This is a genomic window from Ruminococcus albus 7 = DSM 20455 (assembly GCF_000179635.2).
GTDB classification, from domain to species: domain Bacteria; phylum Bacillota; class Clostridia; order Oscillospirales; family Ruminococcaceae; genus Hominimerdicola; species Hominimerdicola alba.
The window spans coordinates 26,930-52,906 of the sequence record NC_014824.1; the positions used below are offsets into that span (position 1 = coordinate 26,930).

Annotated in this window: 23 protein-coding genes; 17 read left to right on the forward strand and 6 right to left on the reverse strand. The window is 37.3% G+C overall.

Features of this window, described 5'->3' with window-relative positions; genetic code table 11:
- The first annotated feature begins 4 nt into the window (after positions 1–4).
- Together RUMAL_RS16805 and RUMAL_RS16810 are read left to right on the forward strand one after the other, a co-directional pair.
- Positions 5–1,378 (forward strand): hypothetical protein, encoded by a 1,374-nt coding sequence (locus RUMAL_RS16805; protein ID WP_013483315.1) that lies wholly within the window; start codon positions 5–7, stop codon positions 1,376–1,378.
- Between the two features lie 16 nt (positions 1,379–1,394).
- Positions 1,395–3,188, forward strand: a complete 1,794-nt coding sequence (locus tag RUMAL_RS16810) for a hypothetical protein (protein ID WP_013483316.1) — start codon at positions 1,395–1,397, stop codon at positions 3,186–3,188.
- A gap of 68 nt (positions 3,189–3,256) precedes the next feature.
- On the opposite strand, the gene RUMAL_RS16815 is transcribed toward RUMAL_RS16810, so the two are convergent.
- A complete protein-coding gene (locus RUMAL_RS16815; RefSeq protein ID WP_013483317.1) occupies positions 3,257–4,162 on the reverse strand; it encodes a hypothetical protein in 906 nt (301 codons plus the stop codon).
- A gap of 355 nt (positions 4,163–4,517) precedes the next feature.
- Here RUMAL_RS16815 and RUMAL_RS16820 point away from each other — a divergent pair, with 355 nt between their 5' ends.
- The 8 genes from RUMAL_RS16820 to RUMAL_RS16855 all read left to right on the forward strand — a co-directional run bounded on the left by RUMAL_RS16820 (position 4,518) and on the right by RUMAL_RS16855 (position 9,280).
- Positions 4,518–4,733, forward strand: a complete 216-nt coding sequence (locus tag RUMAL_RS16820; RefSeq protein ID WP_013483318.1) for a hypothetical protein — start codon at positions 4,518–4,520, stop codon at positions 4,731–4,733.
- Between the two features lie 20 nt (positions 4,734–4,753).
- The gene (locus RUMAL_RS16825) at positions 4,754–6,034 is read left to right on the forward strand and encodes a hypothetical protein (protein WP_013483319.1); all 1,281 of its coding nucleotides are present in this window, start codon (positions 4,754–4,756) and stop codon (positions 6,032–6,034) included.
- Between the two features lie 104 nt (positions 6,035–6,138).
- Positions 6,139–6,900, forward strand: coding sequence for a hypothetical protein (locus RUMAL_RS16830; protein ID WP_013483320.1), 762 nt, complete (start codon positions 6,139–6,141; stop codon positions 6,898–6,900).
- A 51-nt stretch (positions 6,901–6,951) separates the two neighbouring features.
- Positions 6,952–7,806, forward strand: a complete 855-nt coding sequence (locus RUMAL_RS16835) for a 3'-5' exonuclease (protein ID WP_013483321.1) — start codon at positions 6,952–6,954, stop codon at positions 7,804–7,806.
- A 5-nt stretch (positions 7,807–7,811) separates the two neighbouring features.
- On the forward strand, positions 7,812–8,240 hold the full coding sequence (locus RUMAL_RS22985; RefSeq protein WP_419247560.1) for a prepilin peptidase: 429 nt from the start codon (positions 7,812–7,814) through the stop codon (positions 8,238–8,240).
- Positions 8,191–8,553, forward strand: coding sequence for a hypothetical protein (locus RUMAL_RS16845; protein ID WP_013483323.1), 363 nt, complete (start codon positions 8,191–8,193; stop codon positions 8,551–8,553). Before RUMAL_RS22985 ends, RUMAL_RS16845 begins: the two co-directional genes overlap by 50 nt.
- Before the next feature lie 97 nt (positions 8,554–8,650).
- The gene (locus tag RUMAL_RS22180; protein WP_013483324.1) at positions 8,651–9,040 is read left to right on the forward strand and encodes a helix-turn-helix domain-containing protein; all 390 of its coding nucleotides are present in this window, start codon (positions 8,651–8,653) and stop codon (positions 9,038–9,040) included.
- A 27-nt stretch (positions 9,041–9,067) separates the two neighbouring features.
- Positions 9,068–9,280 carry a hypothetical protein gene (locus RUMAL_RS16855; protein ID WP_028504256.1) on the forward strand — a complete coding sequence of 71 codons (213 nt, stop codon included), beginning with the start codon at positions 9,068–9,070 and terminating at the stop codon, positions 9,278–9,280.
- Between the two features lie 47 nt (positions 9,281–9,327).
- Here the strand turns inward: RUMAL_RS16855 and RUMAL_RS16860 are convergent, their stop codons facing one another.
- Positions 9,328–10,011 (reverse strand): hypothetical protein, encoded by a 684-nt coding sequence (locus RUMAL_RS16860; RefSeq protein WP_013483325.1) that lies wholly within the window; start codon positions 10,009–10,011, stop codon positions 9,328–9,330.
- A gap of 89 nt (positions 10,012–10,100) precedes the next feature.
- Between RUMAL_RS16860 and RUMAL_RS16865 the strand changes: the two genes are divergently transcribed.
- The 5 genes from RUMAL_RS16865 to RUMAL_RS16890 all read left to right on the forward strand — a co-directional run bounded on the left by RUMAL_RS16865 (position 10,101) and on the right by RUMAL_RS16890 (position 15,096).
- On the forward strand, positions 10,101–10,751 hold the full coding sequence (locus tag RUMAL_RS16865) for a phage tail family protein (RefSeq protein WP_013483326.1): 651 nt from the start codon (positions 10,101–10,103) through the stop codon (positions 10,749–10,751).
- A gap of 562 nt (positions 10,752–11,313) precedes the next feature.
- Positions 11,314–11,688: a hypothetical protein gene (locus tag RUMAL_RS16875; RefSeq protein WP_013483327.1), complete on the forward strand. Its 375-nt coding sequence runs from the start codon at positions 11,314–11,316 to the stop codon at positions 11,686–11,688.
- A gap of 175 nt (positions 11,689–11,863) precedes the next feature.
- Positions 11,864–12,412, forward strand: a complete 549-nt coding sequence (locus RUMAL_RS16880; RefSeq protein WP_013483328.1) for a hypothetical protein — start codon at positions 11,864–11,866, stop codon at positions 12,410–12,412.
- A 78-nt stretch (positions 12,413–12,490) separates the two neighbouring features.
- Complete coding sequence (locus RUMAL_RS16885; RefSeq protein WP_013483329.1) at positions 12,491–14,470, forward strand: hypothetical protein; 1,980 nt, start codon at positions 12,491–12,493, stop codon at positions 14,468–14,470.
- Positions 14,470–15,096 (forward strand): ABC transporter ATP-binding protein, encoded by a 627-nt coding sequence (locus RUMAL_RS16890; protein ID WP_013483330.1) that lies wholly within the window; start codon positions 14,470–14,472, stop codon positions 15,094–15,096. Before RUMAL_RS16885 ends, RUMAL_RS16890 begins: the two co-directional genes overlap by 1 nt.
- 186 nt (positions 15,097–15,282) lie before the next feature.
- Here the strand turns inward: RUMAL_RS16890 and RUMAL_RS16895 are convergent, their stop codons facing one another.
- From RUMAL_RS16895 to RUMAL_RS16910, 4 genes are all read right to left on the reverse strand, one after another.
- Positions 15,283–15,531: a transposase gene (locus RUMAL_RS16895; protein ID WP_161635457.1), complete on the reverse strand. Its 249-nt coding sequence runs from the start codon at positions 15,529–15,531 to the stop codon at positions 15,283–15,285.
- A 293-nt stretch (positions 15,532–15,824) separates the two neighbouring features.
- Positions 15,825–16,718 (reverse strand): IS3 family transposase, encoded by an 894-nt coding sequence (locus RUMAL_RS16900; RefSeq protein ID WP_272868113.1) that lies wholly within the window; start codon positions 16,716–16,718, stop codon positions 15,825–15,827.
- Complete coding sequence (locus RUMAL_RS16905; RefSeq protein ID WP_013483332.1) at positions 16,715–17,398, reverse strand: helix-turn-helix domain-containing protein; 684 nt, start codon at positions 17,396–17,398, stop codon at positions 16,715–16,717. The genes RUMAL_RS16900 and RUMAL_RS16905 overlap by 4 nt, the downstream gene beginning before the upstream one ends.
- 117 nt (positions 17,399–17,515) lie before the next feature.
- Complete coding sequence (locus RUMAL_RS16910; RefSeq protein WP_013483333.1) at positions 17,516–18,556, reverse strand: hypothetical protein; 1,041 nt, start codon at positions 18,554–18,556, stop codon at positions 17,516–17,518.
- A 121-nt stretch (positions 18,557–18,677) separates the two neighbouring features.
- On the opposite strand from RUMAL_RS16910, the gene RUMAL_RS16915 reads away from it, so the two are divergent.
- Both RUMAL_RS16915 and RUMAL_RS16920 read left to right on the forward strand, forming a co-directional pair.
- A complete protein-coding gene (locus tag RUMAL_RS16915; protein ID WP_013483334.1) occupies positions 18,678–23,801 on the forward strand; it encodes a hypothetical protein in 5,124 nt (1,707 codons plus the stop codon).
- A gap of 106 nt (positions 23,802–23,907) precedes the next feature.
- On the forward strand, positions 23,908–25,944 hold the full coding sequence (locus tag RUMAL_RS16920) for a midas domain-containing protein (RefSeq protein ID WP_013483335.1): 2,037 nt from the start codon (positions 23,908–23,910) through the stop codon (positions 25,942–25,944).
- Positions 25,945–25,977 lie beyond the last annotated feature (33 nt).

The window sequence follows — 25,977 nt, forward strand, 5'->3', positions numbered from 1 at the left end:
TTTTATGAAACTATCTTTCTTTAAAAAAGGTAATGGAGCTTCTATGATAGGAATGGTCATTATTTTTGGAACATTTGTTTTTATCATGATCCTTATTGATCATTTTAATCGATTCAATGCTGTAATAGAAACACAGACAAAAACAGATGCTATTGCTGACGCTATGGCTGTTGCAGCTAATGATGGGAGCGGTGTGCCGAATTTATACAGAATTTCTAAAGTCAGACACCAAATGACTCAGAAATATATAACTGCGGATTATAAATCCGGAGAACACGGTATAATGACACCTATCGTGACTCCCGGTCTTACAAGTCCTTTTACAAAAATAAAATCCATAAAATTCAATGAAGAATGGGCTCTTGGAAAAGAGATAGATCCGCTGAACGAAACTGATAAATACCTTGAAAGTCTGGGAGTAAAAAGCAACGATAAAATACTGTATGTTACAGCGGAAGGCGAAACTCCTTTTATAAATGCTGATTATCATAAAACTGACAGTGAGGATACTTCGTGGGATTACATATATACCCATGCAACGAATGTCACCAGGATGCTTACATCCAATGATGCCCTTATGCAGCAAAAGTTTCCGCTTGACGCATATATAAGAGCAAGACCTACGTACATGAACGGCGATGAAAACAAAGATACTTATTGCGAAAATCCAACATTTCCATTGCCGACGTCGGATTATCTCAGAGACGTTACTCAGTTTGAAGTAGAACTTTCTAACAGATACAAGGCAAGCCAGAATATATCGGGTGATCCGCCGTATACCAGAGAAGCGATTTTTATGTGGGATGTAACATGCGCACTCGGATGTGAGATACCGTGCTACTACAATAAATTCACAGGAGAGCCCTGGCAGGCTGTATCTGAGGGAAATGAACAGAATTATGACGGAGTTATCCTTTCAAATGGAGCTACTTCTGCTGATATGAGTAAAGTTTACGATCAGCCGGAAGGTTACTACACGTTTGTAAAAAACTACTTCTTCCATATTCACAGTGCTGTTTTCCCTACAGACGAAGAATATATAGGCTGTGACAAGTACAATAACTGGCGCTTAACAGCAAGAGACGGTTCTGATGCGGATACATGTAGAAGGATCCAGATTCAGGCTAATCTCGGATATCCAACAATAATGGTATTCACAAACGGTCAAAACTGGGTCGTTCTTCCCGAGGCAAGCACCGTTGATGATGATGTGGATTATGAAGTATCTGATGGAAGCAGAGGCGTTTATATTTCAGCAGCTTCAAATGCTACCGAAGAAGAAGCTGCTGCAACGAATGTCTTAAAAAAGAATGTAAATGCTGGATACAGAGTACCTAACGGAAATTATCTTGCTATCACATACAAACCGTTACAGTAAGGAGTTGAAAATTAAGATGATAAAGAAGTTCTCGGCTTCGGTACTTGCACTGATAATCATGTTTCAGTGTTCCGCATCAATTTCCGCCGCGCCCAAGACTTACCAAAAAGGAGCGAGTCTTACTTTTACGTGGGCGGGATCTGGAGCTCATGGAGGACAGGATTATCACATGGAAGCTGTAGACAATAGCGGTAATCCGACTATTATCTGTTCCAATAACGATGGAATAGTGAACTACTTCAGCGGCACAAAAAAGTATATAGACTGGAAAAATCTCGGATACGGGATAGACGATGATTTTGTTTGTCATCCTCGCACTCCCGATTACGCAAATGAAGATTTTCTGAATGGTTTGGGCAATTTCGGCTATTTCCCGGAGTTTTCTAATTACAGAGTACCTATAAATGAAGTAAGGAACTCTATGAACGAAATGTACGCTACTTTTGGTGATTACGGTACTGAAATATGCACCGGAATGCCTGATTATGATGCTTATTATCTTAACGGACAGGCAATGAATATTAATAATCAGGATTTCATGGCTAATCAGTCAAACGGATTTAATCATTCACAACAAGAATGGACAGGCTCAAAAGCGCGTTTCATGATCGGTGAAAAAGCCTACAATTCTTTAGCAGAAATGTATCTCGATGCCAACGATGAACAGAGAAGAAAGATAGAAGAACTGATAGAAAAAGGTCTTACTGAATCGGATGTTGCACCTGAAAAAGTGGAAGCTGTGTTGAATTGGCTCAGGACGATAGCAGAACTGGATGCGGAGGGAAGAATTCGTTATTTTACTCCTGTAAATGCGACATACTTCACTGAAGCCCCTGACGGCCTATCAGGAGAGGAGATACAGCAGAGATTTATTGACTGGTGTAATGCTCATGCTTACGATTATGAAGCTCTTGGCTGGAATCTTGACGATAGTGCTACATGGCCAATTGGCATTGATATCGACGGCACGATGGTGCTTAATGTCGGTAATATAGAGTTTTTCAATAATTCTGTAATTAATCTTACTCCATTTGATTATTTGAGGATATCTGACCGAATAGCGTGGTTTGAAAGTTTGATGGATGTTTTTGAGACCGCCGGAGCAGAAACCGTAGATGTCACAAGAGTTTTGGACAGAAAAATAACGACCTTATGGATAGGTACTTCCTCATACGATAAGCTCTATAATATGTATACATGGACAATAGAGAAGGCAGATGATGAAGGAGACGGTAAATACACCTTCCAGCCGTATGCGGGAACAATAGGTGCAAACGGTGATGTTGTGGGAGCAAACGGACAGTCATTTTCCTTCAGGCCCACATCAGAAGGTCATTACAGGATAACCTGTTACAGGAACTACAAGCCTACCATCTGTAATAAAGTCGCCGTTAATTTCTGTGAATACACGGTTTTATCCGATATAGGCGCTATCGTATTTTTTGATCATGACGGCTTTATGGCAGGAAATGTACAGAGAAATAACTATGATGGAGAAATCGACAGCGACAAGATAGTGAGTACATCAACTAAGAAGAATCCCGGAGTTGAAACAGTAGATGGAATAAGAAGGAATATAGACTACCAGGAAGACTATACAGAAGGTGAGCTCAGAGCTCATGGTGATGTTAATCCTGATTGTGGAATGTTTCCTTCAGACGCAAATTCAAATCAGGCGTATTATCTGAGTCAATACTCCTGCGTCTGGAATTTTTATATTTCCGATGCGGAAGTAGGAAAGACTATTTTCGATTTTGAAGACCCGGATAACGGCCTGAGAAAAGATTTTGACACTGAAAGACTTGGATAATAAAAGTATAAAGATTTAGGCATAAGTAAAGGACTGCTGCAATTTTTTGCAACAGTCCTTTTAATTTTTTACGGTACATAAGGTATGTCTGAATATGAGAACGATTTAGCTATAGCCTTCATATCATCGAGATAATGGCTTTCATACTCAGAGCCTTTTTTTACATGTGCTATCATTTCTGTTCCGTTCGCCATCTGGAATAATGTGATGATCGTATCTACGTCTTCAATGTTACAATAATAATCATATGTGTAAATTACATAATCATCCGTCTTTTCATATTTAGCATTCTCTGTATTAACGCCTTCGTTATTGTTTTTGGTTCCCAAACGAAGCTGATTCGAATAAAAAATGTTCGAACTTCTTTCTGATTTTGATCGAGCAAATTCTTCAGTAAAATAATCCAGGTTATCATATCCGTTTGACTGCATCTCATAAGGAAGAAAAGAGATGGAACAATCGGCTATAACAGCCTGATCCTTTAATTTATCAGGACTAAACAGCATCGGTACTTCATTAAAATTAAGAGTCATATTATAATTTTCCGGGACATCAAATTTTATGCTTACACCTTCCCATGTAAATGGTCCCTCGTAAAAATCGTAGTGGTTAACAGATTTCGGATCGCCATTTTTAGGAAACACCTGATTTGTTTCAAACGGACGGTATGATGTCGTTACTTTGGTGGTCGTTGTCGTTTCGGCCTTTGCTCCGATTTTTATTGTTCCATTTTCATGCTTTTTTGTATACTTATCCGGTATCTCTACAGGAGCAGTCGTAACAGGCTTTTCTTCCATTGTTTCTGAAGATATTATATCATCTTTCTCTTCTTCCGGAACACTCTCTTCTTTATTTGATACGGTTACAACCGCTTCATTTACTTTTTCATCATCATTCATACTGCTATCACTGCAAGACGCTAAAATTGTAGTGAGCATAACTGAGATTATAGCTGCAGAAATTATCTTTTTCATTTTTTGTATTCTCCTCATTAAAATTTCTATTATTATTTATTTTAACACGTTAACTCCATTATGTCAATGTATTTCCGATTCTTATTTATATTATAGCAGATTATTTCAAATTTTAAAAATTTCGTATAGTGCAATTTCCACTACAAAAATAATTTTGTTTTGACGCTCAACAAAAAGAACAAATGTTTACAGTGAAATCCGTACAAACGGACAGTTAATATGTTATAATGTGAAAAAGCAAAAATCAAGCACTTAGCGTAATTAAAATAAATACTTTTATCTTTTGTTTTTATCTGTTTCAGTTTTCTTCTATAATTCATTTAGAATTGTTGATCGAAAACTGGAGGTGATAAAAATGATTAACAGATCACAAAGAGTAATACTGATGAAAAAACTGTCAAACTACTATCAGACTGAAAAAGTCAGTTCCGAAAAGAAAAAAGAATTATCAGCATCATTGCTGGATGATAATGATATTAGATTACATAAGCTCATTATGGAGTTGGAGCCCGTAACTGATATTGGTAAATTGATGCTGGATGAAATTTTTAAGGCAATTCAAATAGGATAACATAAGGAGGAACATAAAAAATGAAAGAATTAACAGAGAACTATTGTAAAACAGGAACTGATAACATGTCCGATTTTTACAATATTCTTGACACTATGGATTCAAGAACGTCTTACCGCAAGATAAGAATGGATCTTATAACTCTTCTTCATATTTGTGACGAGCATGATCTCGCTCAGTTTTCTATCGATCCAAATATCGTTCCTAATGATATGTGGCCGATAATACCTATGAATCCACGAAATGAAGTCGAAGAAGTGTTACTGCTCAATAAGAACAGAGCAGTACCTAATCACGATCCGTCATGCGCCGAACTAAAAAAAGAAATAGATAGCATGGGCGCTCTTGTATCATTTGATGATGGAGGTACATCAATAGTAATGCCTTTATCTGCATGGGCTTACAAGGATCTTGCCGACAGAACCGGAATACTTTGTGCCAACATTTCAAAAAAATCGATAAACAAATCAAGATGGCTTTCCGAAAATTTAACGGAAGCAACTGTCACTCTTACAATAAGAGAATCCGAAGACGGATCGATGAGGAAGATCTTTGCTGTCAGAGGCAGAGTGTTCGAAGGACAGAATCAGGGTCCTTTTATAAGAAGAGCGCAAACGATTCTGGAAAAAGACATCGGACTGGGTATAGCAGAATGCCGCCATTGGGAAATAACCAATGAGTCAATAAATGTAGTATTTACATTTCCCGAAAAGACCGGGGAAATCAGAGATATGTACCCGGAATTGCCGGACGACATAACGCCAATAGTTGATATTTACACATCTGACGTCGGAAAATCCGCATTTCACGTTACTTCCGGCTTTATGATCGGCAAAACAAGGATCGTATCAAAAGACGGTACAGTTTGTGCTGAACATAACAAACATTTTAAAATGTCATCCGTTATGAAAAAAGTTCAGGATTGCATATTCAAACAGTATAATGCAGTCCCTAAGGAGCTTGCAAGACTTCTTGGAATTGAACTTACTGATATGGCTGCAGCTATAGATGAAGTTATTAACTTCACCTGCATAGAGAAAAGAGCCGGTATGAAATACGTCGTACAGCATATAAAAACATTACTATGCACCGAACTGAGTTTAGGAACATACACCGCATATGACCTCGTAACAGCACTGATATCCAGTCCGTCCAGGCTGATAATGACGAAAAAGGTATCGGGCGATCCAAAAGTAATACCGGAATCTACTCTCAAAGTACTTAACGAGGCATTGAGTAAAGCTATTTACTGCCCATTTGAGTGTGAGACTGTAGATTACGATCTTACACCTGAAGAATAAAATAATCTGTTAGTCAAAGAGCCTTGAAAAAAACAAGGCTCTTAAACTATATAAAATTTTACGTGGCATAAAAAATCTGCTATAATATATATGGAGGAATCATCATGGAAAACAAAATCAGACTCTATTCACCAACCATCAAGAAGGAGATCACCTTTGAAACAAATGATATCTACGGACCAAAACATTCTTCTATCGAGAATTATTTTTACTCCGAAATGACAAACTGTAAGCTTAAGAGAACGTTTCTGAAAATGGAGCTTGATCATTCGGTTGTCGAGGTTTGTATTTCGTCGGATAATCCTCAGAGGTGTATCACGGCAATTGGAGAGGCGACAGCAATGTCATTAACAACTGATATCGCAAAAGCCAATCCTGTTATCACAGCAGACAACAGAGCATTTGATCGGGCAGTACTTAAGTACCTCGGTTTGAACAACGTCTATGCTGCCTCAGAAAATGTGCAGCAGGATAAATTAAAGAGCTATATCGAATCAACTCCGGTAAATATTTCCGAGCCCGAATCTGATCCTGCCGATTCCGAATCAGAAATAAACATTAAATCATTCGATGATGTATTCGGTGAATCAGATGTAGTCGCCGGAATTAACGAAGATGAGGAATTTGCAGCCCTCAGCAAAGAAAAATGCAACCTTAAATTATATAAGGATGCATCCGGAAAACAAGGTTATCCTGCACATGGATGGATCCTGAAACATCATCCTAAAGATATCGTTCATATGATCGATATTGCAAGAAAGATGGATCCTGAACACATAAAATTCACGGATCCCGAAAAAGCAGAAGCACTTATAAAATTTAACCGGTTCGTTGAACTGGGTAAAAAACTCGGCCACATAAATTGATTATGGTGAAAAGGAGGCCGCACGGTCTCCTTTTTTAGGAAGGAAAAGATAATGTATAACTCTTATATTTACAAAGAACATGTAAGACAATGCGTTAAAATGGCTCGTGCCGGCATTCCTATTTGCGTTATCGACCTTGAAACAACAGGAAGATCAGCAAAAGATAGTTATGTGTTCCAGTTTGCCGGGCTAAAATGCATTATAGATAAATCTCTTACTCCAAAAATCATTGAAAGCTTATGCGTTTTTATAAAGCCGGAAGTTCCGTTAAACGAAAGAATTACGGAAATAACAGGCTTTACCAATGAAGATCTGAAAGATAAAGCAGATGAAGAAACCGTCTTCCCAAGAATAAAAAAATTTATGGATAATTGTATTATGTGCAGTCATAATACTGCCTTTGAGGAAAGTTTTATGAATGCGATGTATGCAAGAAACGGATGTGTATTTAAGCCTGCAGAGATCATAGATACACTGAAAATGAGCAGAGATCTTCATAAAGAAGAAAAGAGTCATAAGCTCGGAGTTATTGCAGAAAGATACGGAATAGCTGATGGAGTCAAATTTCACGATGCCCGTGACGATACTATAATTTGTGGAAGGCTGTTATCAAGGTTTTTAAGTGAGTATGTTGATGCTAAGAATGATGATCAATCAAAAAAAATCACGCCTAAAGTCCATTCCGTTTCTTACTGGGAAGGAAAAAGACATGATCAAAAAAGATTGTACATCTTTACAAATCTTGGCACTGTATGGTTTTCTGTAACTGACAGCACATGGGGTGAAAAAGACAAAGATGTTATATCTATGATAAACATGGATTCTCTGATCAAACAGGCATTTGTGCTTACAGGATCAGACGACCTTGTTGAACTATCTAAATTTAAGGGGAGTGTAAAATGCTGATAGCGATGATCATTGCGTCAATAACAGACATAAAAAAGAAAGAAATCCCCATTTTTTTATTTCCGTTATTTACCACCATTTTTATTACAATAAATCATGCAGTAATTCATCCGATAGATTCTCTGCTTGGATTTGTTATCGGTGCGATATCCTTCTCGATTCTCGCCTGGAAATTTTCAGGCGGGGGAGGGGATATCATAATGATGAGCTGTATAGGAGCTGCTTATGGGACAAAAATTTTGTCTCATATAATTATTATCTCTTCAATTATGATACTGGTTTATTATATCATCATGAAAATACAAAAAAAAACAAAGCGAACAGTACCTTACGCACCGTTCGTAACTATATCTTTCATTTTTTTACTATTAGGAGGAATTTTTTATGGCATCTATGATTACAGGTTTTTGGAAAACGGTTACTTTCTACTGTAAGAATCATCCTGAACAGCCAATGGAGCTAAAACAGGGAGCTTACAGTGCTTACTATGGGTGTTCTCATGAATTCGACGAAAACAATCCCTGCCACAACAGACTTAATCTGATAGATGCTGAAAAGGCACTTCAGAAAATAATGGATAATCTCACAGGGGCTAATCTAATGGGGGATATGCCCGATCTGACAAACTATAAAATGTCAAAAAACGGCGTAGAATACAAAGTAATAAAGCATGATACGTTCAGTGACAGTATTTCTATTATGGTCGATAATCAAAAGATCATGATGGGACAGGCAAAGGAACTGTAAATTTAAAAAGGCTGATTTTTCAGCCTTTTTGTTTTTTTACTAAAAAATCTGCTATAATATTATTATAGTAAATCTAATCCTATGGAAGGTGACACGAATGAAAATACAAATTACTGAGCCGACAATAGCAAGTAGCCTTTTAGTACAATATGCAAAAGATAAGCGTGTATCAGTTAAAGAACTTGCAGAACGCACAGGATTATCGTACTCTCATATCATTAATGTTCTTAACGGTACTAGAGATATAACACCTAAAATTGAAAAAAAATTATGTTTTGCCCTTAAACTTACTAAAGAAGAACAGTACGCTCTGAAGGAAGCTATTTTTATCTCCAACAAGAGTATAGTCATTTCTACAAAAAATAAAAGGGATTATGTTTTGAAATTATTGTACTGGGTAACGGTGAAAAGCAATACTCTATCATTATCACAAGTCGAAAAATGTATAGACATAATCCGGTATGGAAAGCACCTCGAAAAAGACTAAAAAGGGGCAGTTCCAGCAGTATCCTGTGTGGCTGATGCTATGACACTGACGATGCAGTCTGGACTGAACGTTGATATGGACGGCATCTCCGGAGCAATGATGAACGGCGGCAGTGGCGGTGTGGTCAACAACTACTACAACAACGACAACAGCCGGATAGTGAATCAGACTGATAATAGTCCGAAATCGCTGTCGCGGCTGGAGATTTGTCGTATGACGCGGAATGCGCTGAATGTGTAATGGGGGTGGGAGCAATCCTGCCTCTGTATATATTAAGATAAAGACAATTATGAAATTAGATTTTCGAGAATGCTTCTAATCATACTTTTAGTGGTTAACTCAAATAAATATATTCCTTCGCTGAAATTGTAAGAAGAAATATAAAAACTATCCGATACAGTGTTGTCTAATTGCGCCAATTCTTTAGCATGGTTGCTAATCGCCAATACTTTTGTTTTGAATTCTTCGGTAATTTTTCCGTTCTCATGTACTATTTGATTGCGATAAATTCTATATTTATCTAGCAATTTTAGATCATTTTGGTGTGAAGTGGGTATACTTGAAAAATCAACATCAAACGCTTTAAAGATATTTTCCCACCTTATTTTCAAATTTCCCCTTAGATAGTTATCTATTTTTTTATCGCTAATTATATCCATGCCTTGAGTAGTTCTGTAGTCATTAGCTATTTGAAGGAGAGAGTCGCAGAACGTTTCAAAAATTGTTAGTAATGAAACTAATAGTAGATTACGAACTGTGCCATAGTATTTATCCCCAGAGGCTTTCAGAATAGAGCATTTATATGAATCAACTTCTGAAAATAGACTACCGTCTTCGCTTCGTCCGAAGATGATGCTAGATGGATTATTACTCTCATTATAATACAGTGTGGTAGCATAAACATTACGAATTGTCTCTAGTTGTTGAACAAATTGAGTTTGTATGTTATTGATTTCTTTAATGATATCCATGTTCTTATTGTCCATCCTTTCTATGGCTTAGAATTGCTACATACATATATTATACATCAAACCAAAAGAAAAAGCAAGGAGGCGATGCAATGTTATTTAGCCTTATCTTAGAGAATGAAGCTGGAGATCAGATTGACATGACCGCCACGGCAAATCAGTATATGACATCGCGGGTGGAAGGATTAAATCCTCCCACCGGCACAATCAGCACCTCCAGCTATGCGGGTATGGACGGCAGCTACCTCAACAACGCCTTCATCGAAAAGCGAAATGTCGTCATTTCCTTTGAGATGCGCGGCGTGGGCGTGGAAGCCCGCAGGCATCAGCTTTACAAGGAGGTGAAGCCCTCCCGCTACATCAAGATTTACTATGCGACCGCTGGCATTGATTTGTTTGCGGAGGGTTATGTGGAGAGTTGTGAGGTACAAAACTTCGAGATGCTGACAATCGGGCAGATTTCTATTCTCTGCCCGGATATTTATTGGTATTCCACGACCTCGGTCATGGCGTACTATTCACATATCACCGGAGCGTTCACATTTCCGTTTCCAACGGGAAGTAATCCGGAGGCGTTTATCCTCGGCAAATACAACACACAAAACATGATGAGCATTGTTAATGACGGCGATGAGATCGGCTTCACGCTTGTTATTGAAGCGTTGGAGGATGCTCGTTCTCCCACGCTGTACTATCGTGTATTCTTCTTTTTGTGGTATAATATATTTCTCTTTTTGAACTGAAAACGGCATAACACCCCCGAGTCCTCTTTTTTGAAGAGGGCTTGGGGATGTGCGCACTGAAACAGCTTATTTCACCAGTTAATATGTTTTTTTACTCTGATGTTCGGATATGGTTAGAGGGTGCTGCGGTTGCAACAGCCCCCTTTTTTTCTATGATTTTAATGGAAATTAAGCAGATTTTGAAGTTTGGTTGTTCCATCAAACTTTGGTACTTAGGAATCAATGTTTCTATATGTGACATAATTATATTATAATCATGTAAAAATGAATAAACAAGAAAGGTAAATTAGATATTTTATAAACTCATACACTTTTTGTGTAAAAAAAACACACTTCATGTAAAGCACTTGTAAATTAAGTTTATTTATGCTATAATAACTACCTAAGGATAAGACTAATATTATCGATTAATGCTAGGCTGCAATATACTATATAAAATAAAAGCTTTTTTTAAAAAATTCGTAATACATTTATACTTTTTTATGATAGTTTCTGTTTATGAAAGCGCGCGATTTCTATAAATAGTATGCTATAAATAATTAATACACTTTGGAGGTTTTATATGAAACTCAGAAAAAGAATCACAGCATTTTGTACTGCAGTTTTAATGTCAGTATCTTTGGCTTCTATTGGTGCAAGCGCGTCATATGCAACAAGCTATACTTTAAAAAAGGCCAAAAGTGCCGGTAAAGATGATGGAACAAAAACCATTTCTTGTACTACTCTTAATGGTGATATCGGCGAGTTACACTGGTACTGGAACGGCAGCAAAGGATACTCTGAGTGTACATCAGATGGATATACACATTTTGCAGTAGCAAACGGAAAGACCAATTCGGCTTCAGCAGATGTTGGCCCTACTAAAACAGCTAAAACTGACAAGGTTAAGCCTAGTAAAAACGACACCATTTATTATGGCGGTACGGTTGTGACCTGATATTTCAAAACAGCTTCTTTAAAATAAACAGTCGTTTTAACATTATGTTTTTTAGCTAAAACTTCTATTTTCAGGACATTAGACTTCCGGACATTCTGAAATCAGAACGTCCGGATTTCGATGTCATTGACAAGCGATAAAACCTGACAAATTTACGCATTCCCAAGGTGAGAGTATGAAAAGAAAAACACTTAATATAATAAAACTAGTATTTATAATCATTGTTTTTGCTTTTGCAGTATTATCATTAGTATGGTACATCAGATATACATTACTGTTCAAACCGCTTTTAGAAAATACACAGCTTAAGCAAGATAAAGACGACCATAATTATTATACATTGCGTTGTAAAGACAGCGAACCAATTAATTGGGCAACTATATGTATGAGAGTACCGTCCTTTTTGTCATTTTCGGGACACGTTACTGTCTGTCAGGACATTTGCATCGATTATGAATACGATGATACAGACTATGATCTCACTATGTCATACTGGCCTAAGATTACTGACAATAATACAATACGCTGGCAAGCCTTGGAATATGAGGATGATGGAAGATTAAGTGACAAAGGCTGTGTTATAATTACAGACACCCAACTAAATCTTATAGAGGAGTATCCCGATTCCGATTCACATCTAAACTACAATGAATGTAAAGATAAAATGCAGATCTATTATGATGAATATATTAAAGGTTCATTCGGTGAAGATTTTTTTGATTGATATTACAATTTAAGATGATTGCATATCAACATAAAGCGTATCTTAATTACACTTCCTATAGAAGGAGTAAGCATTCACATGAGGATAAAACATTTTCTTACATTTATACTAGTATTTTTCGTAATGCTGCTAGTGGGAGAAATCTATTCAGTAGATCAGACTCAGAGATTATACCATAAAGGGGATCTTATTTTTATTAATACACCGCAGATATCAGATCAAAACACTGTGATGGAGATTGCCGATGAAATAAATAATATTTGTAAAAATAATAATGTCAGCCTTTTTATAGCTAACGAAACTAACCCCACTCTAATAGAATGTAATATTTCAGTATATTATTATGACGATTCGAAACAGTTCTTAATCGATACAACAGGCGTTACTCCGAAAATGATAAAAAGCATCATATCCGGGAACGTCAATATTTCGTACAATAATATCCGTGAAATAGAATACATAGATATAAACACAGGATTTATTCTTCTTGGTGATAAAACATCAGTTTGTAAGGCGTACAATGAAATAAGCGATTCATATGATGTTTTTGGACACATGCCTGCAGACTATGACGGTTATCTTCAAAAGAGGTTCCTAGTTTTGGCTGCTTTTTCCGGAATAATAGTATTGATACTTGGAGCTTTTCAAGCAGTAAACACCAAAAGGCAAGCTGTTATAAAGGAAATAATGGGATACTCACCTTTTGAAATAATACTGAAAAAATTTTTTGCAGATGCACTACTTATCGCAGCATACTATTTGACTGCATTTATTATTCTCAAAAAAGTTTCTTCAGTCGGTGAATGTCACAAAGAAATCATTTTAATTGTTATTTCAATGCTATTGGCTGACTTGATTCCGTATTCTATGTTTATATGTCCGGATATAAATTCTACAATAAAAGGAAAAAGCCATAAATCAAAAGTATTATTGTTCGGATATTTAATTAACATTCCAATTGTTTTTTTATGCATTGTTTCAATTTCAGCTTTTTTTAATTTGCTGAACGAAAGTATGACATTTTTCAAATCAGAAAAGATTTACTCAGATAGTAAGGCTGTACTGACTAACTTTGATGTTGATTTCTTTGGCAATGACATTCTGGAAGCAAGAAATAATTACAAGCAATATAACGAAGAAATATACAGAAAATACTACGATAAGGCGATTATGTTCTCATGTATTGATATTGACGGTGACTTTTTATCAGATATCGTCTATGTCAATTCAAACGGAAAAAATATGCTTTTCGATATGCTACCTAAAATAAAAGGATACAGTTGTGACAGTGATTATACTATTTTTTACGGTCAGAATAGTACCTGTACTTTGGAGAGTTCACTTGAATTTATAGCTTCAACAGACTTCAATCAAGAAAATAACGCTTCAAATGACTTGTTTTCATATGATAGATATGAACTCCCGTTTGAATACAGCGTAGTAGGAATAAGTAAAAACACAGATTCAAATTTTGAAAGAGTGAAAAATCCCGTGCTGATAATCAATAACACATGTCCTGTGATTTCAAATGGTGATTACTCTGTCAATAAAGGCGATCTTTACAACACAGTCATGTATGAGTTCACTGATAACGATATTAAAGCTATAGTCAGTGATTACGATTTTTACAGTGTAACGGTAACTAGTGTCAGCGAACAGTTCAATTACAGTTGGCATCACACGAAAACTGAATTATTGTTATTTGGATTATTTTCATGCGGGATATTGTTCTTTGAGATCAGTATAATGATATTCATAATAAAGAATGACTTTATTATAAATGGAGTCGAGTTGTGTGTATACAAACTACACGGATATTCAATTTTTGAACGTTTTTCAATTCAATTGATAATATCACTTGGTACAATAGTAGCAGAAACACTCATACTGCTATTTCTATCGCACAAATATGAAATTGTCAATGAAAAATTGTCTTACAAATATATAGTGCTAGTTGGTTCTGTTTTACTTGTATTTGAATCTATATTTATTGTTTACAGATCAATCAAATTTGAAAATGAAAAAATCAGTAATATACTGAAAGGCGGTGCCATATAATGATAAAGATAAATGATCTATATAAATCATTCAATGGTGAACCACTGTTTGAGGGAATATCACTTGAAATACCCGACAATTCAATGGTAGCGATAATGGGTAAAAGTGGGTCTGGAAAAACAACTCTCCTTAACATTATAGGAGCGATAGAACCATTTGATTCAGGTGAAGTATCAATTGATGGCATTCAACTTTCAAAAAAATTCAACAAATTGAAATTGTTCAGAGATAAGATTGGTTTTCTATTTCAGAATTTTGCTTTGATTGAGAATATGACTGTATATGATAATCTGGATATAGTAAAAAAGAAATATCGTAATGACATATCTTTAGAGGAATGTTTAGAGTGCGTAGAGTTGAAAGATAAAAAGGGCAGTAAAATATACACTTTGTCAGGCGGTCAACAGCAGAGAGTTGCTTTAGCTCGACTTATGCTAAAAAAGTGTGATATAGTTTTAGCTGACGAACCAACCGGCTCTTTAGATGCGACAAACAGAGATATTATAATGAATATACTTTCCTCTATACATAAGCAAGGGAAAACAGTTATAATTGTAACGCACGATCCAATGGTTGCAAAGAAGTGTGAAAATGTTATTGAAATATGCGATGGAAAGATAGTTTAACAAAATGAATTACATCATAATACTTGTCATCTTACAAGAGGCTATTGCAACCGCAGCACCCTCTAACCATATCCGAGCATCAGAGCAAAAAAACATATTAACCGGTGAAATAAGCTGTTTCAGTGCGCACACCCCCAAGCCCTCTTCAAAAAAAGAGGACTCGGGGGTGTTATGTTCTGCTGGTTTTTATGCCGTTTTCAGTTCAAAAAGAGAAATTCCAAGTCGGTTTTCTGAGATCTTAGCAAAAAGCTTCTTTATGTTGTATGCAAGTCCCAGCAAAAGGAACTCAGTTCTGATGTTGTTTTTGCCCCTGCGCAGGAATCTTCTGAAGCCATGATCCTGTTTCAGCACTCCTAATACGCCTTCAGCCTGTATGCTTCGGTTCATTCTGAGCTGTTTTCCGAATTCGGTCGTTATGTTTTCCAGACGGAACATATTCAAGTGTATATACCGCTCCGACTGCCACAGCTGCACGGAATATTTGCAACACCCTGCCGCTGACTGCCCACGGGCACTGCCCGGCAAAAAAAAAAGAGCCCCCCTGACACAACAGCTTGACCCGCCCCCTGTCAAATAGACAGTGTAAAAAACAAAAATATTCTATGTTGTGACCAAAAGCAGTCTGTGCAATATGTGCAGGCTGCTATTTGTTAGCAGTAATTGGCATTTCACTTTCGTAGTGAGGAGCGTAGCGACGAACGAAGAAAGTGAAATGCCGCGGCGCCCGGTCACGCAGCATACGCCCGGTGAAACTCCATCGGTGTCATGCTGTTCAGTTTGATTTGATACCGACCAGTGTTGTAGTATCTGATGTATTCTTCAATCGCTGCGATCAGACTGGTTTTATCTGTAAACTTACGAAGGTAGTACATCTCGGATTTCAGAACGCCCCACCAGCCTTCCATCGGTCCGTTATCTATGCATCTTCCGACTCGGGACATACTCTGTATCATTCCTGCATCTACAAGTTTTTTGTGAAATGTTTTGTTGGTATACTGAAAACCTCTGTCACTGTGGAAGATCGGGTGGGCATCAGGATTGTGTTCTATCGCTTCGTCAAATGTGGAAAATACAAGATGATTGTTATTGCTGTCACCGATTTTGTAAGCTACGATGCGTCTGTCATAAAGATCCAGAATTGCACTCAGATACAACTTCTTGATGACCGAACCGACATAGTATTTGAACTCTGTCACATCGGTGAGCCACTTCTCATTCGGCTTATCTGCGTGGAAATCTCTGTTCAGAATATTCTCCGCTGTGATCTGCGGTGTTGACGGAATATATGTATTCTTCTTGACACGGGTGACTGATTTCAGATGAAGAATCTGCATTAATCTGTAAATCCGTTTCTTGTTGTAATGCACGTCATGCTCACGGTTGATTACGACTGTCATCTGACGGTACCCTAAGATACCATTGCGTTCTTCATAGTGTTGTTTGATCCATTCTACAAGCTGTTCATTGACTTTCTGGCTTAAACTCTGCTTCCTTTTCAGCCATTTGTAATATGCAGAGCGTGCGACGTGAACAGCAGCACAGAGCTTCTGAATCGGATAATGCTCTGCTTCATTCATGTATCTGATCGCAATATACTTGTCCTCGTTTCGTACTCCGCTCAGTGACCACCCCCTTGAAGCTCCCTGAGTTTTTTTAGCAGCTTATTCTCCATTTCCATATCTTTCAGCTTGGCTTGCAGTATCTTGTTTTCCATACGAAGCCTGTCTGCTTCTGTGAGCGCATCTTCCGACTTTGCCTTGCCACGTCGGTCTGTGAGTCCCTCCACTCCTTTTGCTTCATACTTGCGTACCCAGGAATAGATCTGCTGATAGGATACGCCGTATTTCTCCATCGCAAGCCCATAATCCTTGCCGTTCTCAATGCAGAACGCTACGATCTCCGCACGTTCCTCCTGTGTTGTTTTTCTGCCTTTGTTCATGGTAATTCCTCTTTCCGAGCGTGTGCGCTCTTTAAAGTCCTTACCGCTATTATAACATGAAATCCACTTTCTTAAAACACTTGTGGATGAAATATGATACTTTCGGCATATCTCTACTTGACTTCCTTTACAGTCAAGATATTCAGTTACTGCTTTCAACTTAGTTTTCGCTGAATACCGTTTCTTTGTATGGCTGATCCTGACCGATTCTATTCCATCTGTTTTTGCGAAAACTACCATTTGTCTAAACGTTTCTTTTGTAACCCCATATTTCTTGGCTATTGATGCATAGCTCCCTTTTCCTGAAAGATATTCTTGCACTGCTTGAATTCTTTCTTCATCTGTCAGTTTTCTTCGTGACATAAAATAACCCCCTAGAGTTTTTCACGATTTTTGTTTTTTCGTGTGTCTACTCTAAGGGGATTATATCAGCTGTGCCAGGCTCTTTTTCTTTGTTGGGGCTGCAACATCCCATTTTTATTAGTAGATTTTAAAAGAATTTATTACGTTTTGAATAGTTACTGCCAGCTCAGATGTTACCTCTTCTTCAGTATCAAACGATAGAGTATACTCCGAACCATTATTTATAATTATAAACTGCTGCAGATTTATTTTTTTACCATTTAGGAAATATTCTCCTGTAATTGAAATTTTTTGTCCATCATTGTTAAAATTAGTAAGCATAAAATCAGGCTTAGACTGTGAGATATAGTTTATATAATCGATTTGAGAAATGTTTTCCAACGAAGAAGCTGCTTCATTGACTGTAACAGAAAAAGACGCCGACCCATTTGTATTTGTCATATAGACCGTATCCCCGGACTCTCCATAATCCCAGCCTTCCGGGAACCCAAATTCGTAATTCCCGCCGGAAACAAATATTGGAATGATTCCCGATGGAATAGGATCAGGTTTAGTCCAATCGAAAGAATTTACTATATACTTCAAGGTTTTATTCATCGTTTCATCATTATAGTATCTTATATCAACGCAAAAGTTAAGTTTGATTATGGCTGAATAATCCCAGAATGAATATTCAATAAATCCATAGTCCGAAGAACAATAAGATACATAATAGCTTGAATTATCAGGCTTTGAATACTCTCTTAATTCCATACCGTTTGATACAGCTTGCTGTGTCAGAAGATTTTCATCCACAGTGTTGATTTGCGGGTCATATTCCATTACGATGACCTGAAGCTGAGAACCGGTCTGCCTGTTAACAAACGACACGTTACTTCCCGTTCCGTTGACCTTGCTCCACGAATCAGGGATAGATAATCGGAAATTATAATTATCGTCTGAATACATCGTTGTATCTTCCTTCAATTCTATCACTTCTTCTGTTATTGAAGAATTTGTCGATGAAGAAGAATTATCTGCTCCATCATCAACATAGCCCTTTAAGTTATTTGATGAGCATTTTACAAATATCATCGATACTGTAAATACAATTACAACAAAAGGGATTATCCACCTGTAGCGGCTTAACTCAAATTGATCCTTATCATTGAATTCCATAAAGAAAACCTCCTCATAAATTTATTATACAAGAAAATTTATTTTATTTTGAAATTTTTACTCAAGATAAAAATCTACTATAATAAAAATAGTTATCAAAGCTTGAAAGGAGATAAAAATTATGGCTAGATTTATATCAAATAATATGGGATTAAAGGGTGACGTTTTTACCGACCCTAATTTTCAGAAGGTTATCGAGCCGGAAATGCAAAAAGTCATTTCTTTGATTGAAGAGAAGGGGCTTGGAGATGCACTTAGCAGATTTTTTATTGAAAACAAGGAATCTTCAGTAAAGTACGACGAAGATAATAATTGTTTTGTAAAAGTCGGCAACGGCGTAGATACAGATGGTGGTTCCGCAGTTTACGCATCAAAAGCTGAATTAACAGCTGTATTTATAGATCAGATAAATGCTGTAAGCAGCGAAATAAGAAACTCGGATGAAATCTTCCGGGACGATACCGAAACAGCAGAGCTATTTAGCAGTAATCTTGCTGATCACCTGCCGGTATTTGAAGGAAAAGAAATCGATGCTTTTAAGAATTCACTGGTAGAACTTACAGATAAGGCAGATAGGATCAATGATGCGATAGATAAATCGAATAATTATGCTCATCTGGACAGGCATAACGTGTTTAAACAGTACAATGACCTGAAATTAATGATCATTGCTAAGGAAAATGACCTTCCGCTTAACGGCAAATACGTTACCAAAGGCGAAATATTTATGTCCGCTTACAGGCTTATCAACGGACTGACCGTTGAAGCCGTTATCCTTAGTGCATTAGAGCAGTATCTGGATCATATCGAAGGTATTGACAATGCAGAAGATTTAGAGCGTTACCATAGAACAGGCTTTTTGGATAAGACTGACAATAACGATGTGACTTTTTCTCTCGATAACGGAACAGTATTGTCAGCTAATGATACTGTTGATCAGCGTGACAAGAAAATAGGAAGCGTGAATGCCGTAGATCTTAACGGAGTAAAGCTTGGCGGCGTTGAACTAACTGAGAGAAACGGAAAGATAAATATTGTTACGGATGACAGAAATCACGCTGTTGTTGATGGTAAAGTTACAGTTGCTGTTTATGGATTTGTAGCAAAAGATGATAGAGATACACTTTCTTCCGATTTTGCATCAAAAATGACATATACCGATAAAAACGGCAACGAGAAACTGAGAGGCGTAGATTCTCCCATTATTGTCGGATACAAGATAATCGATGTTGAAACCAAAAAGACCGAAACAGTTGATGTTCGCGGTAATCACATCAGCGGCGAAAATTACAAAGTTGATTTTTATAAACTCAAACTCGATAATGAGCAGAAATATCTGATTTCTACCAGAAACGAAAGTGATGTTGATAGACTTACAAACGCTTTAGCCAACAAGGTCGAACCGGAAAGCAAGGATATTGAAAAAGAATACGACAACATAGAAAAAAGGATTGAAAACATAGATTCTATCCTTCAGGATGAAAAATCGTCAATTACAGATGATGAGAAGCAGAAGCTTGAATCGATAAAAGACGAGCTTGAAAAAGATAAGGCTGTTTTGTCCGAAGATAAGGGAAATACTGACAAAGAAAGGATAGAACAGTCTGAAAAGAAAAGCGAAGTTATCCGTAAAGATCACTCTGAAACGGAAATAGAAAGCAAGCACAAGCTGGAAACCGCGTGGAATAAGATAGAGGCAGCTGTCGAAAAAGAAAGCAATGGTCAGGCAACAAAAGACGACGTTGACAATGCCAAAAAAGAGTATATAGAAAAATCTGACCTTTCCACAAGCGACAAAGAATCTTTGCTCAAAAATTTCAGGCACGATCCCAAAGATACGGATGATAAGATAAAAAACGTTGATTTTGAAGATAAAAAAGCAGTATCGGGTATTGTCGAAAAAATATACAGCAAGGAACTTGACGGCACCTCCAAGGATGATTTTGAATCAGAAATTTTCAAAAAAGCATCCGACGCTGATTATGAGTTTAAGTCAGATAGAGTTGAACAGGTAAGTAAGAATGACGTAGAGATTGAAAAGAGTAATGATGTTGAGAAGACAAAAACTTACGATTTAGGCTCGCTCAAGCTCGATGAAAGCTCAAAAGTCGTAAGAGAAGACAATAAATACTATATAAAAGATTCTGACAGCAAGATTTCAGTATCTGATATAGGATCAGTTACAAAAAACAGGATAGAGATCATTTCCGAAAGAGGTTTTAATAATATCGTTTCCTTTAAAGGCGGGAATGTAGTAAATGACGGAAAACTCGTAGTTGCGGTAAAGGGCTTTATAGGCTCGACTGATAAATTTTCCGATGATTTCAAGGATAAAATGACCTATAGCGATTCTAAAGTATCCGGTATAGACAGGCCGATCACATTAGGTTATGCGGTTTTTGACCTTGAATCAAATAAAACGGAGTATCGTGATCTTAGGTTTGAACACTTTGCCGGAGATAAAATCGATGTAAGTAAGGATAATGTTTATTTCTCAAAAGAACAAACACAGTTTCTGGATTACAAGGCGGAAGATAATATCGGGATCAAGAATGATGATGTAAAGGAACTGTCTTCGTTTTTTGAGAAAAACATATCTTTGTCCGATAAAGATATTGATGATAAGGTAGATAAGCTTAATAATAAGATAGCTGAGCTTGACTCGATCAAGGACATGCCTTTCATAACCGATGATGAAAAAGTCGAGATAGATGCCAAGATCAAGGAGTTGGGCAGCACAGCCGCTGAGTTAAGGTCTGATGATATTGATTTTAAGGACAAAATTGATATCTATAACAGAGAAATATCTCCGACCACTGCTGAACTGACACACAAAGAAGATATACTTAGAACTAACATGAATGACAAGGATCATGATTTTGTTGATTCGCGAATCGAGTACATCAAATCATCAGACTTGTCTGACGGCGACAAACAAAAAATGTATAACGCTATAAGCAAGGACTTTTCAACCTTTGACCAAGCGCTTAAAGATAAGACTTTTGACGATGGAGATAAGGTCAAATCGGTAATAAAGGAAATGTACCATACTGATATAACCCGCAATGATCCTGATGACTTTAAATCTGATATCTGCAAGGACACATACCTCAAGATCGAAACCGAGGATAACGTAAAGATCGATTACGACAAAACCGATAACGAAGCAAAGATCACTTTTACCATCGAAGGCAGGGTAGTCAGGACTGAACATGTTGATGAAAAGAGAGAAATAGTTTCTCGGGAAGAATACCGCTACAATGATGACGGTTCTTTCTTCGTAGAGGTCTATGATAGAGATGATAAACTGGTCGAGACCGATAATTACAGCAGCGATAATATTGTAATTGAATCAACTTATTATGACGAAGGTGAAGTTATAGAAAAAGACTCCTACAAATATGACGATGGTGTACTGAGTTCAGTAGAATCTTTTGATAAGGAAGATAATCCTACCAAAACACGATTCTATGATGAAGATGGTCAAATCGAAAAAAGCATGATCTATAACTATGATGACGGAGACAGAGTATCTGTAAGCACTTACGATAAGGATGATAAACTTATTGAAACAACATATGAGGATAAAGATAGAGGAGCAGATAAAGTTGAGGTGTATGATGCCAAAGACGAAAATACGTCCGATCCTACTTTGATCCGCGAAACAAATGATAACACTGCAGCCGAAATTGACAAGTCTGAAACACCTGACGATACAACGGATGTCCTCAGAGATAACATTCAAGTCGATTATAAAGCTCTATGGGAAGATATGGATGGAGAGGAAAATGATAAGATAGAATCACTTTTTACTCTCCTGGGGGACACGGATAACTTTGAAGTAATAAGTGATATGAATTTTGGAGATCTGACCAGTGATAGATCTCCGGAAGAAAATGCCGATACTTTCTCTAAGCTTATGACTGAGCTGGAAGCAAAAGGTGATAATGCAGAGGGACTGATCGATTCTGTAAAAAGAGATTTTCTTTCTCTGGAAGTCGAAAACAAAACTGAACGTGATGATGCCAAGGAACATTTTTCAATGGTTGAAGCTGTTAAAGAATACGGCGTAGTCTACGAAGTAGCTTACAATGATGTTGACGATAAAAGGGAAGCTATAAAAGAAGGTATCGAAGGGGCAAAGGAGATGATACAAGACGGCGCCCTGATAGATAACAATAGCAGAAACGATGAATCAATAATAAACGCTATAACCAAGGCAATAGATGGTATGGCAGACGATATAACAGAGACTGTATCATCAGCTGTCGGTTCCGTGCCGGATTCATCGGATGTGTCAAAAATAATAGTCAGTGCTATCCGGGATTCTGGTGTTGATCTCAACAAAAGTCCTAAACAGATATCGAGCTACTTGACATCTAAAGCTTCGCTGGTCGATAAAATTGAACAAGATTCAATAAAACTTGAAGCAGTATCAACCGACTGCCATAAAGACCAGGAACTAATGGTCAAAGAATTTATAAATGATGAAAGCTACAAAACGTCTGACCTTCTTGATAACTTTATTTCGGGAATTAATTCAGCCGAAAACACTAAAGTTGTAGACGGGGCATTTGAAGCATATGAACCGTCAGAACTTGACTACAAAAACTTTGAAGCCAGATTTGAGATCGTAATGGACAGAATAGCCGAATATGCTAAGGATAATCCTGAAGAAAGCGATAAGATCGCTAATGCAATATCAAGAATCGCTCAGGATACCGGATGCATTTCCAAGGTTCAAGTCATAGCGGATGAAAAGCTTTCCGAACTGGGAGTGGATACTAAAACTCTCAACGATGTATTCATGTCCAGAGTAGACGATATGATCGATAGCATATACGGTGTTACTAGAGATGAGGATGGTAATATAAACGACATCGATATCGATGATGATAAGGTCGAAGCTGCACAGGCTGAAATAGGAGAGATAGTTAATGCTGTCGTAGATATAATGATAAGCGACAAAGACGATGACGTAAAAGAAAAGATCCAAGACCTTATAATCGATGCCAGAACAAGCGTTGAGGATAAGGGAACGTATCTCGACAGACTCACCCAAGTCTTGTCTGCGGTCAATGGTGCAGTTGAGAAAAACGATAATGATGCTATCTGTCAGGAGCTGGATAAATTTGAATTTGAGGAAAGAGACAATGACGATTTAGGCGTTGACAGAGTGATGGAAGTACTTGATGAGTACGACTATCAGGAAAGCAGGATAAGCAATGATCAGAAATCTGATTAATTATCGTGCATTAAAGTTTTAGAACAAGGAATGTTTTAGCTGCTGCTTATGGCGGCAGCTAATATTTCTGTCCAGAATTAGCATTTCTGAAAGGAGTGTAGCGTTTATGGATAATTTTGCAAACAGCGATTTTTCCTCCAACGATAACTCTGTTCTCATAGATCTGAGCACAGATATAACCAATAATGATGGGAGTAAAGAAGAATCCCGGTCTACTGTTTCGGGTTCGTATGAACACGTTATGGCCGACAAAATAAGAGCCGGGGCGGAGAAGGTCGATAACCCTGTTCTTAAAGAAGTCCTAAAGGACTTTGCTTTCGTGCTTGACATAAGCAAAACAGAACTGACCGATTTTACAAAGATCGTTGACAAGGAGCTAAGTTACAGAGTTGATGGCTACGATGAGGCAAAAGCCGGAATTATCGAAAAAATACCTGACAGTATAAAGGAACCGATAGAAAAAACTTTGACTGCCATTGATAAGTTCAATACTTTTTCAAAAATGAGTTTGCCTGAAATGCTCAATACTATTTTAGATTTGATCGAGGATGTAAAAGAAAAAGCGATTGAGAATGAGAAAAATGATTTAGAAAAAGAAGATAATAAGGTCGAAGTTAATGAGATCGAGCCTTTTGAAACGACTGACGTTGAACACCAAGAGACAGAAGATCCTCAGGACAATCTAAAGGAAATCGAGAATAATGACAATAACGCGATAGATAATGACCATCGTGAAGATATAATGGAAAACAGGGCTGAAAACAACATTGAACTCCGGTTGTCTGACATGGATGTAAATGATCCGGCTGTTTCCGATGAACAATCAAATGAAATTGAAGGTAATGAATCGGATATCGAAGGAACACTATCCACCGATGATGGAATTGAGTTTCAGAATGAAAATGACAGTTCGTCTGATACAAAAGCTACAGACGAAGAAATAAAGCCACATGATAATATCAGCGATTATTCTTCGGATGATTCGGCAATAGCTGAATCCAAAACTGTATACTCGGATGAAGAACCTGAAAAAGATAACAGCACAAACGATAATACCAATGATTCGGAATCTTTTGATAAATACGAAAAGCCTGAACGTCTGGAAGAACCTGACGATGAACTTGACAGAAAAAATACAGAGGAAAATGCGGATATAACAGATGAAGCATTGGAATTTGATAAAATAGATGATGTTCCTATCGTATCGATTGATGATCAAACAGTGACACTGGAAGACGCTGATTCCAGTGAAAAACAGGTAGAAAACGGCAGTCAGGAAGAATTAGATGCCGTTGACGATATTGCTGACCCCGGAAAATCTGCTTTATTAAGCGCAAATGATGTTGATGGCGATGGAACAGTAAATGAGCAGGATAATACTGATCCAACTGTCCAAGATGAGGATCTATCTGCAGATATTGCAGCAGATGCTCAAACAGATGTTTCATTTCCTGAATTCTCGGAAGATGGAACTGTCGATTATGATGCGGAAACGAGTAATGATATACCTGAAAAAACGCCTGAAATCGGCGGAGATGTTGAGCTGATGGATCAGAACGATGGAACCCTGACAGATAATGAGAGTCTGTCACCATCAGATACAGACGGCTCTGAAAATACAGATATAGAAAGTGAAGATGCTGTTAAGGATGTAGATAACATCGGTGACAGTCTTGATGACCTTTCATCTGACTGGAATGATGATTCTGTTCAGGATCAGGAACTTTACAATAACGATTCAGACAAAGATGAAATTCCTGATAATAGCGTATCTACGGATGTTTCAGCAAATAGTGAAATTGAAAATTTAAAAATTATCGAAATCGATAATGTAAGCGATTCAATAGAAAACGAGATGCCTGAAGATGCTATAGAATCCGCGATAGACTTTGAAATACCGCAGGGTTTTGAAGATAACGGCATTGCTTTTGGGGATCCGTATGATAGCATACAAAATATCTCCGACACTATAGATTTCGCAAGTGAATTTTCTGATGATGCAATTCTCCCTGAAAGTGATCCTGTTGATTACGGAATGGAGCAGGGTGAATACGATATTGAGATACCATATGATGGAACTGACGTATACATGAGTGATCTGGCATCAGTTGATATAGAAGAAATAGGAGAACTTCTTATTTGATATTATTGGACGTAAAAATCTTGTATAATATTT

What these genes read in the sequence shown, in the direction of transcription:
- RUMAL_RS16805 (WP_013483315.1), top strand. Translation starts at nt 5, where the DNA reads ATGAAACTATCTTTCTTTAAAAAAGGTAATGGAGCTTCTATGATAGGA.
- RUMAL_RS16810 (WP_013483316.1), top strand. Translation starts at nt 1,395, where the DNA reads ATGATAAAGAAGTTCTCGGCTTCGGTACTTGCACTGATAATCATGTTT.
- RUMAL_RS16815 (WP_013483317.1), bottom strand. Translation starts at nt 4,162, where the DNA reads ATGAAAAAGATAATTTCTGCAGCTATAATCTCAGTTATGCTCACTACA.
- RUMAL_RS16820 (WP_013483318.1), top strand. Translation starts at nt 4,518, where the DNA reads ATGATTAACAGATCACAAAGAGTAATACTGATGAAAAAACTGTCAAAC.
- RUMAL_RS16825 (WP_013483319.1), top strand. Translation starts at nt 4,754, where the DNA reads ATGAAAGAATTAACAGAGAACTATTGTAAAACAGGAACTGATAACATG.
- RUMAL_RS16830 (WP_013483320.1), top strand. Translation starts at nt 6,139, where the DNA reads ATGGAAAACAAAATCAGACTCTATTCACCAACCATCAAGAAGGAGATC.
- RUMAL_RS16835 (WP_013483321.1), top strand. Translation starts at nt 6,952, where the DNA reads ATGTATAACTCTTATATTTACAAAGAACATGTAAGACAATGCGTTAAA.
- RUMAL_RS22985 (WP_419247560.1), top strand. Translation starts at nt 7,812, where the DNA reads ATGATCATTGCGTCAATAACAGACATAAAAAAGAAAGAAATCCCCATT.
- RUMAL_RS16845 (WP_013483323.1), top strand. Translation starts at nt 8,191, where the DNA reads ATGGCATCTATGATTACAGGTTTTTGGAAAACGGTTACTTTCTACTGT.
- RUMAL_RS22180 (WP_013483324.1), top strand. Translation starts at nt 8,651, where the DNA reads ATGAAAATACAAATTACTGAGCCGACAATAGCAAGTAGCCTTTTAGTA.
- RUMAL_RS16860 (WP_013483325.1), bottom strand. Translation starts at nt 10,011, where the DNA reads ATGGATATCATTAAAGAAATCAATAACATACAAACTCAATTTGTTCAA.
- RUMAL_RS16865 (WP_013483326.1), top strand. Translation starts at nt 10,101, where the DNA reads ATGTTATTTAGCCTTATCTTAGAGAATGAAGCTGGAGATCAGATTGAC.
- RUMAL_RS16875 (WP_013483327.1), top strand. Translation starts at nt 11,314, where the DNA reads ATGAAACTCAGAAAAAGAATCACAGCATTTTGTACTGCAGTTTTAATG.
- RUMAL_RS16880 (WP_013483328.1), top strand. Translation starts at nt 11,864, where the DNA reads ATGAAAAGAAAAACACTTAATATAATAAAACTAGTATTTATAATCATT.
- RUMAL_RS16885 (WP_013483329.1), top strand. Translation starts at nt 12,491, where the DNA reads ATGAGGATAAAACATTTTCTTACATTTATACTAGTATTTTTCGTAATG.
- RUMAL_RS16890 (WP_013483330.1), top strand. Translation starts at nt 14,470, where the DNA reads ATGATAAAGATAAATGATCTATATAAATCATTCAATGGTGAACCACTG.
- RUMAL_RS16895 (WP_161635457.1), bottom strand. Translation starts at nt 15,531, where the DNA reads ATGTTCCGTCTGGAAAACATAACGACCGAATTCGGAAAACAGCTCAGA.
- RUMAL_RS16905 (WP_013483332.1), bottom strand. Translation starts at nt 17,398, where the DNA reads ATGTCACGAAGAAAACTGACAGATGAAGAAAGAATTCAAGCAGTGCAA.
- RUMAL_RS16910 (WP_013483333.1), bottom strand. Translation starts at nt 18,556, where the DNA reads ATGGAATTCAATGATAAGGATCAATTTGAGTTAAGCCGCTACAGGTGG.
- RUMAL_RS16915 (WP_013483334.1), top strand. Translation starts at nt 18,678, where the DNA reads ATGGCTAGATTTATATCAAATAATATGGGATTAAAGGGTGACGTTTTT.
- RUMAL_RS16920 (WP_013483335.1), top strand. Translation starts at nt 23,908, where the DNA reads ATGGATAATTTTGCAAACAGCGATTTTTCCTCCAACGATAACTCTGTT.